This window comes from Acinetobacter sp. FDAARGOS_558 (genome assembly GCF_003937785.1).
GTDB lineage: Bacteria > Pseudomonadota > Gammaproteobacteria > Pseudomonadales > Moraxellaceae > Acinetobacter > Acinetobacter baumannii.
The window spans coordinates 906591-920448 of sequence record NZ_RKJH01000001.1; the positions used below are offsets into that span (position 1 = coordinate 906591).

Genomic DNA, 13858 nt, shown 5'->3' on the forward strand with positions numbered 1-13858 from the left:
CTTAAGATATAGAGAAATCGTTTTATATTCTTCTATATCACATCATCATTTTTAAAAAGCGGTCCATTAAAGATGGGCCGTTTTCTTTTTTAAACTACTCTAGTCAGCTACAATATGCCTTTAAATAAAATTTTAGGTCCTTTTCGTGAAGTGGTTACAAATACACATTACCGTTGATCAAGAACAAGTTGAATTCACAGAAACACTTTTAATGTCTCTAGGTGCGGTAAGCGTAACTTTGGATGACGCCGAAGATCAGGCTTTACTGGAACCATTACCAGGTGAAACACCACTCTGGAACAAAGTCATTGTTACTGGTATTTACCAACAAGACGAACAAGACCCAATTGATGTTGATACTTTAGAAGCTTTCTTAAAAGCACAACTTCCAGATGTGCCGATGCGTCATGAAGAACTTGAAGATCAAGTTTGGGAACGCGCATGGATGGATTATTATGAGCCAATTCAGATCGGGGAAAAATTCTGGATTGTTCCTGAATGGTTAGAGCCACCAGAAGCAGATGCTACAAATATTAAGCTTGACCCAGGCCTTGCTTTTGGTACAGGTAATCATGCAAGTACTTTCTTATGCTTACAATGGTTAGGTAAAACTGATGTTAAAGATAAGATCGTGATTGATTATGGCTGTGGCTCAGGCATTTTAGGTGTTGCAGCTTTATTATTAGGCGCTAAGAAAGTCTATGCGACAGACATCGACCCACAAGCAGTTTTAGCAACTAAACAAAATGCAGAACTCAATGGTGTATTAGACCGTTTATATGTAGGTCTTCCTGAAGAGTTTGATCAAGAATTCAAACCTCAACAAGCAGATGTTTTAGTAGCAAATATTTTAGCGGGTCCTTTAATGGCACTTGCGCCAGAGTTTGCAAAATTACTTAAATCTGATGGTGATTTCGCACTTGCTGGTGTAATCGAAGAGCAAGTTGCTGATGTTTCAGGTGTTTATTCTGAATTTTTTGATATATTAGATGTCGAAAAGCGCGAAGAAAACTGGTGCCGCATTTCAGGAAAACGTAAAACAACAAATTGAGATGTTTTAACTCATGAATGAAAAACAAACCCGCTGCCCTAAGTGTCTAACAGTTTATAAAGTTTCTCTTACTCAGTTAACTGTTGCTCAGGGTATGGTTTGTTGCCCTAAATGTAATTTAAATTTTAATGCTCTGACTAATTTAGTAAATGTTGAGCAGCCGGAAACGGTAAACTCATCTGCTTTAGCTCATGGCTCTATGCAAACACGATATATGACCCATTCTCATGTGTTAGATATCTTTGATCAAAAAGTTGAAAACTCTAATATTGATCTTTTGACTTATTTGAATAATTTAAATTACTTCCATAATGAACCTATTAATGCTCTTCCTAATCTTAATTTGGCTGAGCAAGCAACCTCTCCTGAACAAGATAACGGTAAAAAGCATAGCTGGTTGTACTATACGCTTTGGAGTTCTGCAAATCTGATTCTGATTTTGGTTTTTACTTTTCAGATTCTTTGGTTTAACCCTAAACTCATGCAACAAAGCCCTGCGATTAGCCATGCCTTTAATTATGTTTGTCAAATATTGCATTGCAACAAGTCAGCTGAACAATATCAACTTCTTTATATAGAAAAGGTAAAGCTACGTAAAATTGGTACAGAGCATACTCAACTTTCAGGTGTTCTTATAAATCAGAATAATAAAAGTATTGAGTTGCCCAACCTAAAACTCAGCTTTGGCAAAGAAACCGATCAAGAAGAAATCATTTTTACCCCTCAACAATACTTGGTCGAAAATTTACGTGGTATTCAACGCATTCCGACCAATACACCTTTTAGATTCCAAGTTGAGCTAAATAAAAGCAAAAAAAGCCTAGTAAATTATCGATTAGAAATTGTCCACCCCTAATTTGTAAAAAAAGTGAAAAAAAATTTAAAAAAAATGCAGTTAATTTGCTCACTTTTTCCTAGACAATGGTATGATACGCGCCACGAAAGCTTTGACTCATATACTCCTCGCTCTCAATTCAAAAAATATACTGTTAAGCATGTGTGCTTTTCTACATTAAGCGCATAGCCTAACTTTTTTTGTTTTTGAGGGGGCTGTAACAAATATTTAATTATTGTTACGCTTATTTTTTACTCAATACGAAGAAATATGGCAAGCTAATTGTTCTTATGTTTTAGAGTCACTGTTTTAGGATCTAAAACAGGACTCCGTATTTTTAGACCACATTTATATACTACTTTACCCAAGCTAGTATTTGATTTTCGGATTAACTCGCATGAATAGCAAATCTCCTATTTTTACTGCACAATCTGATGTTGCTCTTCGCATCCACGTGGATCGCGCAGTTCGCCATTATTTTGCACAATTGCAAGGTGAGCAACCATCTCAGGTATATGACATGGTGCTAGCAGAAATGGAGAAACCTCTTTTATCTGTAGTTCTAGAATATACTCGTGGTAACCAAACACGTGCCGCAGAAATTCTTGGACTCAACCGTGGCACTTTACGTAAAAAGTTAAAAGCTCACGGTTTAATGAGTGAATAAATGATAAAATGCTCACGGCTTCGTGGGCATTTTTTTTGTGCTTCTAATTGGTTTTAATCCGTAGACTTGAAATTGTTGACTTGAACATCATGACTATTAAACGTGCTTTGATTTCTGTATCAGACAAAACAGGAATTGTCGAATTTGCTCAAAACCTTGCAGCTTTAGGGGTAGAATTATTATCTACAGGCGGCACATACAAGTTGCTTAAAGATAATAATATTGCTGTTGTTGAAGTATCTGAACATACCGGTTTCCCGGAAATGATGGATGGCCGTGTTAAAACACTACATCCAAAAATTCATGGCGGTATTTTGGCTCGTCGTGGTCTAGACGAAGCTGTTATGCAAGAACACAACATCGATCCAATCGATTTAGTTGTAGTTAACCTTTACCCATTTGCGGCTACAGTAGCTAAACCTAACTGTTCTCTTGCTGATGCTATCGAAAATATCGACATCGGTGGTCCAACAATGGTACGTGCTGCTGCTAAGAACCATGCATCTGTCGGTATTGTGGTAAATGCTTCAGATTACGATACAGTTATTAGCGAATTAAAAGCTTCTGGTTCACTTTCTTACGAAACACGCTTCGATTTAGCGGTTAAAGCATTTGAACATACAGCTCAATATGACGGCATGATTGCCTCTTACTTAGGCGCTCGCGTTGGTAAGGCCGAAGGTGAAGCAGATTTATTCCCTCGTACGTTCAATACCCAATTAAACAAAGCACAAGATTTACGTTACGGTGAAAATCCACACCAATCTGCTGCTTTCTACGTTGAAGCAAATGCAAAAGAAGCTTCTGTTTCTACTGCAAAACAATTACAAGGCAAAGAATTGTCTTATAACAACATTGCTGATACTGATGCTGCCCTTGAGTGCGTGAAATCATTTGCAAAACCAGCTTGTGTCATCGTAAAACATGCTAACCCTTGTGGTGTTGCCGTTTCTTTAGACGGTATTAAAGCTGCTTATGATTTAGCTTACGCAACAGATCCAGAATCTGCTTTCGGCGGTATTATTGCATTTAACCGTGAGTTAGACGTTGCTACTGCTCAAGCAATTGTAGATCGCCAATTCGTTGAAGTAATTATTGCTCCAAGCATTGCTGATGGTGTACTTGAAGTTACTGGCGCGAAGAAAAATGTTCGTGTTTTAGTATGTGGTGAATTACCTGCAATTGATGCACGTGCTCCACAACTTGACTATAAACGCGTTAACGGCGGTTTACTTGTTCAAGACCAAGACTTGGGCATGATTACTAAAGATGATCTTAAAGTTGTGACTAAACGTGCACCAACTGAACAAGAAATTGATGACCTTATTTTTGCATGGAAAGTTGCGAAATACGTAAAATCAAACGCTATTGTTTATGCGAAAAACCGTCAAACTATTGGTGTAGGTGCAGGCCAAATGAGCCGTGTTAACTCAGCACGTATCGCAGCAATTAAAGCTGAGCATGCTGGTCTGGTTGTTGAAGGCGCAGTTATGGCATCTGATGCATTCTTCCCGTTCCGTGACGGTATTGATAATGCAGCGAAAGCTGGCATTAAATGCATTATTCAACCGGGTGGTTCTATGCGTGATGAAGAAGTTATTGCAGCTGCTGATGAAGCTGGTATTGCAATGGTCTTCACTGGTATGCGCCATTTCCGCCACTAATTTAAATTTAGTCCTTCCTAACCCTCCTTTTATTCAGGAGGGTTTTCCACAATAATGGAACTATCTCTCCACCTTGAGAAATAGAGGGGGATGAAAAAGGATTAAAGTTAAGGAACAAATTAAAAATGAATATTTTAGTTTTAGGTAGTGGTGGTCGTGAGCATGCTTTAGCATGGAAAATCGCGCAAGATGCCAAAGTTACTCAAGTGTTCGTTGCGCCTGGTAATGCAGGAACTGCAACAGAACCAAAATGCGTTAACGTTCAGCTCGATATTTTAGACAACCCGGCAATTATTGCTTTTGCTAAAGAAAATAATGTTGAACTGATTGTTGTTGGCCCAGAAGCGCCATTAGTAAATGGTGTTGTTGATGCTGCACGTGAAGCAGGCGTAAAAATTTGGGGACCTACTCAATATGCAGCACAGCTTGAAGGTTCAAAAGCATTTGCTAAGCACTTTTTAAAACGCCACAACATTCCAACTGCTTTTTATGAAGTATTTACGGAAGTTGATGCAGCAAAAGCTTATGTTAAAAAAAATGGTGCACCAATTGTAATTAAAGCTGACGGTCTTGCGGCTGGTAAAGGCGTTATCGTTGCAATGACCAATGAAGAAGCTTTTGCAGCAATTGATGACATGCTTGCAGGCAACAAATTTGGTGATGCAGGCTCACGTGTTGTAATTGAACAGTTCCTTGCTGGTGAAGAAGCTTCTTTCATTTGTATGATTGACGGTAAAAACATTTTACCAATGGCAACTTCACAAGATCACAAACGTATTTTTGAAGGTGACCAAGGTCCTAACACAGGTGGTATGGGTGCCTACTCTCCTGCTCCAGTTGTGACTCCAGACGTTTTTGAGCGTGTAATGAATGAAATTATGCGCCCAACTGTTGATGGTATGGCTGCTGATGGACATGTTTATACTGGCTTCTTATATGCTGGTTTAATGATTGATGAACAAGGTCAACCACGCGTAATTGAGTTTAACTGCCGTTTCGGTGATCCGGAAACTCAACCTATCATGATGCGTTTGAAGTCATCTCTTGTTGATTTGGTTGAAGCAGGTATCGCAGGTAACTTACCAAGCGAAGCAGAATGGGATGAGCGTAAGTCAATCGGTATTGTACTTGCAGCAGAAGGTTACCCAGACAGCGTGCGTAAAGGTGACGTTATCTCAGGTATCGGTCAATCACCAGAAGATACTAAAATCTTCCATGCAGGCACTGCTACTCGTGAAGATGGCCATATCGTTACTTCTGGCGGACGTGTACTTTGCGTGACTGCTCTAGGTGACAGCGTTCTTGAAGCACAAATCAATGCTTTAGAAGTATGTGGGCAAGTAACCTTCACAGGTATGCAATACCGCAGTGACATTGGTTACCGTGCTATTGCTCGTGAAAAAGCTGAATAAAAATTTAAATAGTAAAAAAAGCTCTCTTATGAGGGCTTTTTTATTTTGCTTATTCACTTATCACAAATATTCATATTAATCTTAATTTTTATTCAATTCTGATTAATAAGATCGAAACATGTCCACTATATTGAATATGTTTTTATTGTTATGATTGGTTAAACCGTTGGAACTTTCAACATCACCAATTTTCCCAGCTGAGAGCCAACCCGAATGGTTGAGATCTCTCATAATCAGGACTTTTTTTACATGAAAAAGCTGATCAGTCTTTTTTTAAGCGTGTCTGTAGTATTACTTGCAGCTTGCGGCAAACAGCAAAATGAACCACAAAATGGCAAAGACTCTGCTCAATTACAAACTGTAGTCATTGCTTCAACTGGTTCTGACGCTGATATTTGGCGCTATATTGCAACTTTACCGGAAACTAAAGCTGCCGGTCTTAAACTTGAGGTGAAAAACTTCACTGATTATGTTGCAATGAATACAGCTACTGCAAACAAAGAAGTTGACCTAAATGCATTCCAATCTTATGCCTACCTTGTTGCATTTAATGCTTCAAATAAAGATAAGATTGCTCCTGTTGCTACAACTTATCTTGAACCAATGGGTATTTACTCGAGTAAATACAAAAAAGTTGATGAGTTCCCTCAAGGTGCAAGCATTGCTATTCCTAATGATGCAGCGAACGAAGCTCGTGCATTGTTATTGTTACAAAGCGCAGGTCTAATCAAGCTTAAAGCTGACTTTGATCCAGCGAAAGGCACTCCAAGCGATATTACTGACAACAGCAAAAAAATTGACATTAAACCAATTCAAATGGCAACTGCTGTTCGTGTAAAAGACGAAGTTGATGCAATTGTTTTAGGAAATACTTTAGCAATGGAAGGTGGTTTAAATGTGCTTAAAGATTCTATCTATTATGAGCCAGTTGACCAAAGTACAAAGCTGAATGTAAATATTCTTGCAACTGCTGAATCACGTAAAGATGACCCTGTTCTTCAGAAAGTTGGTCAGCTTTACCACACCGAAGCTGTTAAAAAATACGTTGAACAACACTTTGGTGGTACAAAAGTTGACGTGAATCAGCCAATCAGCTACCTCACGCAAGCTAAATAGTAATATAATAGCTGCAACGCGAAACAGGCAAAGACTCTTTGCCTGTTTTTTCCTTTTAGCATAGTTTTTGACGACATGATTCAATTTAAAAACATTTCAAAGCACTATCAGCTTAAAGGCCAAACTATACGTGCACTGGACCAAATTAATTTGGAAATTCCTGAAGGCAGTATTTTCGGCATTATCGGCTATAGTGGTGCAGGTAAAAGTACTTTAATCCGCCTGATTAACTTACTTGAACGACCAAATGAAGGTCAGGTTATCATTAATCAAAAGGACTTCACTGCTTTGGATGCGCGTTCATTACGTCAGGAACGTGCAAATATTGGTATGATTTTCCAGCACTTCAATTTGCTTCAAACCAAAACAGTTGCTGAAAATATTGAAATGCCAATGCGTCTGCTAAATTACAGCAAAGCAGAACGTGAAAAGCGTTTAAATGAGTTACTTGAATTCATTGATCTTAAGCATAAAAAAGATGCTTATCCGGATGAATTATCTGGCGGTCAGAAACAACGTGTTGGTATCGCTCGTGCTTTAGCCAACCACCCTAAAATTCTTTTGTGTGATGAGGCCACCTCTGCCCTCGACCCACAAACGACAAAGTCGGTTTTAGAATTATTAAAGAAAATTAACCAAGAGCAAAAAATCACAATCGTCATGGTAACTCATGAAATGGATGTGATTGAGACTGTATGTGACCATGTTGCTGTCATGGAAGCTGGTAAAGTGATTGAGCAAGGCTCAACCATTGATATCTTTAGTAATCCACAACATCCGACAACTAAAAACTTTATACAAACTGTTTTACATCAGCAGTTGCCTGTAAATATTTTAAATCAACTGGAAAACCAGCATCATCACAGCATTTATTGCTTACAGTTCTTAGGGCGTTCAGCACAAGAGCCTGTGATTCAGTCGCTTATTAAACAATTTGATATTAGTTTAAATATCTTATTTGCCAATATGACTGAAATTAACGGCACCGTCATTGGTCAGATGTTTGTACAGCTTTTAGGTGATCCACAGTTGATTCGTCAGGCGATTGAGTTTTTAGAGAAAAATGAAGTGAGTGTAGTTCAATCAGGAGATCAAGTATGAGAGATTTAATCGTACAGTGGTTAACTGAACTTACTCAACCTTTCTGGCACAGTTCTCTTTCAATTGACCAGTTTGTAACTGCGTTACAAGAAACCTTCCATATGGTGTTCTTTGCGCTTTTATTTGGTGGTATTTGGGGCTTTATCCAAGGGATTATTCTACTTGTAACCCGCCCAGAAGGCATTTTGCCAAATAAATTCATTTATCATTTACTCAACCCAATTGTAAATGCTTTACGTTCTCTGCCATTTATTATTTTACTTATTGCAGTTATTCCACTGACCAAATTATTGGTAGGAACTTCAATTGGTACATGGGCAGCGATCGTTCCTTTAACAATTTACGTTGGACCATATATGGGACGTCTTATTGAGACTTCCCTGCTTGAAGTAAATGAAGGAATTATCGAATCTGCTCAAGCTATGGGTGCAACACCTTGGCAGATTATTTCGCGCTTTATCTTACCTGAAGCTCGTAGTTCGCTTATTTTGAACTTAACGACTGCTACGATTAGCCTTATTGGTGCAACCGCTATGGCTGGTGCAGTTGGTGCTGGTGGTATTGGTGACTTGGCAATTTCTTATGGCTATCAACGTTTTGATACAAGCGTCGTTATTTTAACGGTTATTGTATTATTACTTTTGGTACAAATCGTTCAAATGCTAGGAAATTGGCTCGCAAAAATGCGCTAATTGAACTCCTACAAAAGCCCTCTTCCATGAGGGCTTTTTTATTTTAGAGAGTCTAATTTATAGAGCATTTTATTAGACAGGTTACTCAAGGTAATTTCTGTTATTATCAAAATTAGCCCGTAGATACTGCTTTTGGATTTAGTTTCAGGATAAAAAAATGCGTTATAGAATTCATTATATTGATGTGCAAAATGCCCTACAAAACTATATCTGGATTTTAGAAGATACTGAGACTCATGAAGCTGTTGCAGTTGATCCAACAGAGGCTGAGTTAGTCACCCACTTTTGCCAAGAACATCGATTAACTCTAAAACAGATTTGGCTTACCCATTGGCATAAAGACCATATCGGCGGTGTTGCTGATTTAACGGCTAACACGCCTATGGCGGTATATGGCCCAAGAGATGAACTAAGTAAAATCCCTGGCATTACTCATCCCTTACAACACGATGATCATCTAAAATTTAATGATTTAAAAGTAGAGATTATTGCAACACCAGGCCATACCTTAGGTCATATTGTATATTTTATTGAAGAGCTTAATGCCCTCTTTTGTGGAGATACCTTATTTGCAATGGGATGCGGGCGACTATTTGAAGGTACAGCAGAACAGATGTACCACTCACTAAATCGTCTTGCTGCACTACCCACTGCAACCAAAGTGTATTGCACACATGAATATACACTTTCTAATGCGGAATTTGCCTTGAGTGTAGAGCCTGAAAACCATGCCCTACAAGAACGTGCTGAACAAGTCCGTATGCTTCGTCAAGAAGGTAAAATTACCTTACCAAGTAGTATTGAACTTGAACTAGCAACAAATCCCTTTTTACGTGCTGAAAGTATAGATGAGTTCGCTCACTTACGTAGCTTAAAAGACAATTTTTAAAATTATAAGCTTTCAACCAAGATACAGTTTAATTTTAAGAACTGTATCTTTTTGAATAAAGCATGTTGCATGAAATTATTTTTTACATTTATTGATTTTAGATTAATTTAAATTGATTAAATTTTAACCCAATATTATTATTTTAAAATCTATATAAAAAACAAAAACTTAAAATTTATAAATATCCAGATTAATTACATAAAAACTTAATAAATTTATAAAATGAAGGATATTGCTTTATCTATTTTACTTTTTTTACAAGATGCAAAATAAAACAAAGTTTTCCCCCTTTAAAAAATTCGAGTAAATCCCTATTAATAAATAAGGTGTAAGACACGGATAGAAGGAGTTCTCACGTGAAAAAGGTTGTTAAAGCGAAAAATTTAATTGCGTTCCGTATTTGGTTAGAAAAATTAGGGTATTCGGTTAAAAACCTTGCTGATGGAAAAGGTTTTACTTTCAGTTTTAAAAAAGAATATGGCTTAGTTACCTGTGATTTGGCAGGTAATGCTTTAGCAATGCAATTAGGTGAAGAGTTTGAGGATCACTTAAAAGCATAAACCCAGGCGAGTTTGTATACTATTTTTATAGTGTAGATAACTCAAAAGTTCTGCTTTTTAAAAAGTAGTTCTATACGAGAATTTGCGAAATTTTTATAGTGGCTTTCCTTAATAACTATTAATGAGTATATAGTTTTTAAATTATATTTTTTTGATCATTAAATAATAAAACCTGTAGCACAGCACCTCTCCCGATTTGCCAGTTGCTACAGGTTTTTTATTTCGAATTAAAAAATTAATTCGTTTTCGATTTGCGTAATGCTTTATCTAGAACATCCTTGTCCAGAGCTTTGTCCCAACGGGCAACCACAATGGTTGCACATGCATTACCAATTAAATTGGTTAATGCACGACACTCCGACATAAAACGGTCAATACCTAAAATAAGCGCCATACCTGCCACTGGTACAGCAGGTACTACCGATAAAGTAGCTGCGAGTGTAATAAAGCCTGCGCCCGTTACCCCTGCCGCACCTTTAGAACTCACCATTGCCACTAAAAGCAATGCAACCTGCTCACCAATTGATAAATCAACATTACATGCTTGTGCAATAAATAAAGCCGCCATAGTCATATAGATGTTAGTTCCATCAAGGTTAAATGAGTAACCTGTCGGAATGACTAGACCTACTACAGATTTTTCACAACCTGCTTTTTGCATTTTATCCATTAAAGATGGTAAAGCAGCTTCAGAAGAACTTGTACCTAGAACTAACCAGAGTTCGTCTTTGATGTAACGAATTAAATCGATAATTGAAAAGCCATTGTAGCGTGCTACAGCCCCTAAAATGATTAATACGAACAGCACTGCCGTGATATAGAAGGTCATAATCAATAGTAATAAATTACCGATTGATTCAATTCCATACGCACCGATAGTAAATGCCATAGCACCAAAAGCTCCAATTGGTGCAAGTTTCATTAACATGCCAACCAAATAGAAAACCGGAGCCGTGAGGTTATTTAAAAAATCAGTAATTGGACGTGCACGGTCACCCAATGCAGCTAAAGAAATACCAAATAGGACTGCTACAAATAGAACCTGCAAAATTTCACCACCAGCAAGCGGACTCACTAATGTTTGCGGGATAATATTCATGAAAAAGTCAGTGATATTTGTAGCATGAGCCTTTTCAACGTAACTATTTACTTTATCGTTGACTAAGGTTGCCGGGTCAATATTTAAGCCTTTACCAGGTTGAATGATATTAGCCACAATCATACCAACCACAAGCGCAAGACTAGAGAAAGTAAGGAAATATAGCATTGCCTTACCTGTCACTCGCCCAACTCGACTCATGTTCGTCATGCTGGCAATACCGGTAACCACTGTCAAAAAGATTACGGGAGCAATAATCATTTTGACGATTTTGATGAATGCATCACCAAGCGGTTTTAAGCTCTCGCCAAGTTCTGGGTAAAAATGACCAATTAAAATGCCCAAAATAATTGCAAAGATGACCTGTACATACAAAATTTGATGAAACTTTTGTTTTTTCTGTACCGTTTCTTGGTCAAGGGTATTGAAATCCATTATCTAAATACCTTTTCGATGGGGATAAAAAAATAAAATATAAAGCGTGCACCACAAGCTGCTTTAAATGAAGTGGAGCCATTGTAAAGAATAAAAAACACCCTGTGTCATAAATTTAAAAAATGTAAAATTTAAAAACCATGCATATTTTTGTATAGAAAATATTTATCACAATAAGTTTCATAAAACTCAAAGTCTTTAAAAATTTACATAAGTCAATGTTTATAAAGTAATTTAATTAATTACATCATGCATTATCTATGTTTATTTTTGATTTTTAAATGAGCAGAACAATTATTTCAAAAATAAATGATTAACTCATCCTCATATCAATCTTAAATTATGAGAATTTATTTTTTAAATAATAAGAAAGATTGATATATGTTTATTTAATAAAAACAAGGGACTAGTCATTTTATAGATTTTATCTACTTATTTTTTATAAAAAGACGGTTTAAAAGTTCATATACATACTCAAGACTAAGATCATGATTGGTAAATAAAATTCGAAATAACATAGGTGCAATCACTGCCTCGATGATTACCTGATTAGGTATAGTAAACTCATTACGTAATTTTGCCCTGTTTTGAATAATATCGAGCTGCTGGATAATTAAAGTCTCACATTTACGGGCATTAGAATCCGAGTTTGATGTATAGAGTACGTCTCGCAATAAGTCTTGCCCAACCTCTGAAGCATATTCTTCAAAATATTGCTCAACCCATGCTGTAATATCTTGTTGGAACGAGCCTAAATCTTTGGGTTCCATATCAGGTTTGAGTTCATTTAAAGCTACATCTGAAAATAATTGATTGATGTCACCCCATCGACGGTAAATGGTTGAAGGCGTAACCCCTGCCTGCGCTGCAATCATAGGAATAGTAATTTGGCTCTGCTCAAAATCTTTTTGTAGTTCTTTTACAGCTTGATGTACCGCAGTTTGTATTCTTTCGCTGCGTCCACCAGGGCGTAATCCAGTAACAACTTTTGCCATTTATAAACTCTGTAAAGGGATCAAAAAAATTTATAAATATTTATAACTATATACAAAATACACTAAAGCTAAGGATTTGCTTTAGTGGAAAAATAATGTATAAAAGCTAAATATTTGCTTTTATGTTATTCATCTTATATGAACAATTCAAGTTCAAAACGGTCAAGAGCTGTTTTTCAATTAGATGCAGCAAGTGCTTTGACACTTAATACCATCACGCTCATGACATTCATGGCTGCATCTAGTGCGCCGACACCACTCTACCGCCTATACCAACAGCTTTGGCAATTCTCACCGGTTACATTGACTTTGATTTTTGCCACCTATGCTTTTACGCTGCTTGGCTCATTACTCATTATTGGTTCTTTGTCTGACTATATTGGACGCCGCCCAGTCATTATTGCAGCTATTTCTCTGCAAATTATTTCAATGAGCTTTTTCTTATTTGCTTCAGATGTTTCGATGTTATTCATTGCACGAGGCTTACAAGGAATCGCAACAGGGCTTGCTGTTTCAGCTATAGGCGCAGCAATTTTAGATTTTAGTAAGCTTCATGGCTCACTGATTAATAGTATTGCACCAATGATAGGTATGGCTGTTGGGATTTTTCTGACTTGTTCTATTTTGCAATTCTCTGCCCACCCCTTACAGCTTGTTTTTGAGTTCTTATGTTTTCTTCTTATTTGTGAACTCATTTTAAGTTTTCTTACTCCAGAGACCGCACAAAGAAGATCCGGTGCACTTGCTTCATTAAAACCCAATATGGCCATTCCGCCACAGACAAAAAGCGCTTTATTGAGTATTAGCCCAATTAACATTGCACTTTGGATGGTCAGTGGTTTCTTCCTATCGCTTATGCCCTCTTTACTGGCAAAAATTTTCCACACGTCATCGGCATGGTTAAACGGGATTATGTTTATGGCGCTCGCCCTTTCCGGTGCGGTAGGTATATTAACGCTTAGGAAGTCGACAAATTTCCGTATTTTATTAACCGGTACGCTCTCGATTGCTATTGGTGCCATTGTCTTATTCATCGCCATTAACCTAACCAATGCAGTAGTTCTATTTTTAGGTTCTATTATTACTGGAGTTGGTTTTGGTACGGCGTTTATGGGGGCTATTCGTAGTGTAATGCCATTGGCACTTCCCGAAGAACGTGCGGGTCTTATGGCTGCTTTTTTTGTTGAAAGTTATTTGGCTTTTAGTATTCCTGCAATTTTAGCTGGCTATTTTGTAGGTAAAATTGGGCTGATGAGTACGGCAAATAGTTATATTGGTTTTATTATCTTATTGTCACTGGTCGCCCTTCTAATGATTATTAAAAATTTTAAAAATAAATAAG

13 protein-coding genes are annotated in these 13858 nt (G+C 37.2%); 11 read left to right on the plus strand and 2 right to left on the minus strand.

Features of this window, described 5'->3' with window-relative positions; translation table 11 throughout:
- Positions 1–145 precede the first annotated feature (145 nt).
- The 10 genes from prmA (at position 146) to EGT34_RS04465 (ending at position 9987) form a co-directional block, all read left to right on the plus strand.
- Positions 146–1051 carry a 50S ribosomal protein L11 methyltransferase gene (prmA, locus tag EGT34_RS04420; RefSeq protein ID WP_000871703.1) on the plus strand — a complete coding sequence of 302 codons (906 nt, stop codon included), beginning with the start codon at positions 146–148 and terminating at the stop codon, positions 1049–1051.
- A gap of 13 nt (positions 1052–1064) precedes the next feature.
- Positions 1065–1907 carry a zinc-ribbon and DUF3426 domain-containing protein gene (locus EGT34_RS04425; RefSeq protein ID WP_001003277.1) on the plus strand — a complete coding sequence of 281 codons (843 nt, stop codon included), beginning with the start codon at positions 1065–1067 and terminating at the stop codon, positions 1905–1907.
- A gap of 376 nt (positions 1908–2283) precedes the next feature.
- Complete coding sequence (gene fis, locus EGT34_RS04430) at positions 2284–2553, plus strand: DNA-binding transcriptional regulator Fis (RefSeq protein WP_001086304.1); 270 nt, start codon at positions 2284–2286, stop codon at positions 2551–2553.
- An 89-nt stretch (positions 2554–2642) separates the two neighbouring features.
- Positions 2643–4217: a bifunctional phosphoribosylaminoimidazolecarboxamide formyltransferase/IMP cyclohydrolase gene (gene purH, locus EGT34_RS04435; protein ID WP_000153210.1), complete on the plus strand. Its 1575-nt coding sequence runs from the start codon at positions 2643–2645 to the stop codon at positions 4215–4217.
- 125 nt (positions 4218–4342) lie between these two features.
- Positions 4343–5629 (plus strand): phosphoribosylamine--glycine ligase, encoded by a 1287-nt coding sequence (purD, locus tag EGT34_RS04440; protein ID WP_001024113.1) that lies wholly within the window; start codon positions 4343–4345, stop codon positions 5627–5629.
- A 249-nt stretch (positions 5630–5878) separates the two neighbouring features.
- Entirely contained in the window at positions 5879–6745 is an 867-nt protein-coding gene (locus EGT34_RS04445; RefSeq protein WP_000733779.1) for a MetQ/NlpA family ABC transporter substrate-binding protein, read from the plus strand.
- 75 nt (positions 6746–6820) lie between these two features.
- Entirely contained in the window at positions 6821–7846 is a 1026-nt protein-coding gene (locus tag EGT34_RS04450) for a methionine ABC transporter ATP-binding protein (RefSeq protein WP_000614025.1), read from the plus strand.
- Positions 7843–8538, plus strand: coding sequence for a methionine ABC transporter permease (locus EGT34_RS04455; protein WP_001205190.1), 696 nt, complete (start codon positions 7843–7845; stop codon positions 8536–8538). The genes EGT34_RS04450 and EGT34_RS04455 overlap by 4 nt, the downstream gene beginning before the upstream one ends.
- Positions 8539–8695: 157 nt before the next feature.
- A complete protein-coding gene (gene gloB / locus EGT34_RS04460; RefSeq protein WP_001270571.1) occupies positions 8696–9427 on the plus strand; it encodes a hydroxyacylglutathione hydrolase in 732 nt (243 codons plus the stop codon).
- A gap of 356 nt (positions 9428–9783) precedes the next feature.
- Positions 9784–9987: a hypothetical protein gene (locus tag EGT34_RS04465; protein WP_000758190.1), complete on the plus strand. Its 204-nt coding sequence runs from the start codon at positions 9784–9786 to the stop codon at positions 9985–9987.
- A gap of 235 nt (positions 9988–10222) precedes the next feature.
- Here the strand turns inward: EGT34_RS04465 and EGT34_RS04470 are convergent, their stop codons facing one another.
- Both EGT34_RS04470 and EGT34_RS04475 read right to left on the minus strand, forming a co-directional pair.
- Positions 10223–11521, minus strand: coding sequence for a dicarboxylate/amino acid:cation symporter (locus EGT34_RS04470; protein WP_000347180.1), 1299 nt, complete (start codon positions 11519–11521; stop codon positions 10223–10225).
- Positions 11522–11949: 428 nt separating this feature from the next.
- On the minus strand, positions 11950–12516 hold the full coding sequence (locus EGT34_RS04475; RefSeq protein ID WP_001151694.1) for a TetR/AcrR family transcriptional regulator: 567 nt from the start codon (positions 12514–12516) through the stop codon (positions 11950–11952).
- 138 nt (positions 12517–12654) lie between these two features.
- On the opposite strand from EGT34_RS04475, the gene EGT34_RS04480 reads away from it, so the two are divergent.
- Entirely contained in the window at positions 12655–13857 is a 1203-nt protein-coding gene (locus EGT34_RS04480; protein ID WP_001066098.1) for an MFS transporter, read from the plus strand.
- Position 13858 lies beyond the last annotated feature (1 nt).

Bases quoted from the DNA above. Each gene is read 5' to 3' on its own strand.
- EGT34_RS04475 (WP_001151694.1), bottom strand. From the start codon at position 12,516: ATGGCAAAAGTTGTTACTGGATTACGCCCTGGTGGACGCAGCGAAAGA.
- fis (WP_001086304.1), top strand. From the start codon at position 2,284: ATGAATAGCAAATCTCCTATTTTTACTGCACAATCTGATGTTGCTCTT.
- gloB (WP_001270571.1), top strand. From the start codon at position 8,696: ATGCGTTATAGAATTCATTATATTGATGTGCAAAATGCCCTACAAAAC.
- EGT34_RS04480 (WP_001066098.1), top strand. From the start codon at position 12,655: ATGAACAATTCAAGTTCAAAACGGTCAAGAGCTGTTTTTCAATTAGAT.
- EGT34_RS04450 (WP_000614025.1), top strand. From the start codon at position 6,821: ATGATTCAATTTAAAAACATTTCAAAGCACTATCAGCTTAAAGGCCAA.
- EGT34_RS04425 (WP_001003277.1), top strand. From the start codon at position 1,065: ATGAATGAAAAACAAACCCGCTGCCCTAAGTGTCTAACAGTTTATAAA.
- EGT34_RS04445 (WP_000733779.1), top strand. From the start codon at position 5,879: ATGAAAAAGCTGATCAGTCTTTTTTTAAGCGTGTCTGTAGTATTACTT.
- purH (WP_000153210.1), top strand. From the start codon at position 2,643: ATGACTATTAAACGTGCTTTGATTTCTGTATCAGACAAAACAGGAATT.
- EGT34_RS04470 (WP_000347180.1), bottom strand. From the start codon at position 11,521: ATGGATTTCAATACCCTTGACCAAGAAACGGTACAGAAAAAACAAAAG.
- purD (WP_001024113.1), top strand. From the start codon at position 4,343: ATGAATATTTTAGTTTTAGGTAGTGGTGGTCGTGAGCATGCTTTAGCA.
- EGT34_RS04455 (WP_001205190.1), top strand. From the start codon at position 7,843: ATGAGAGATTTAATCGTACAGTGGTTAACTGAACTTACTCAACCTTTC.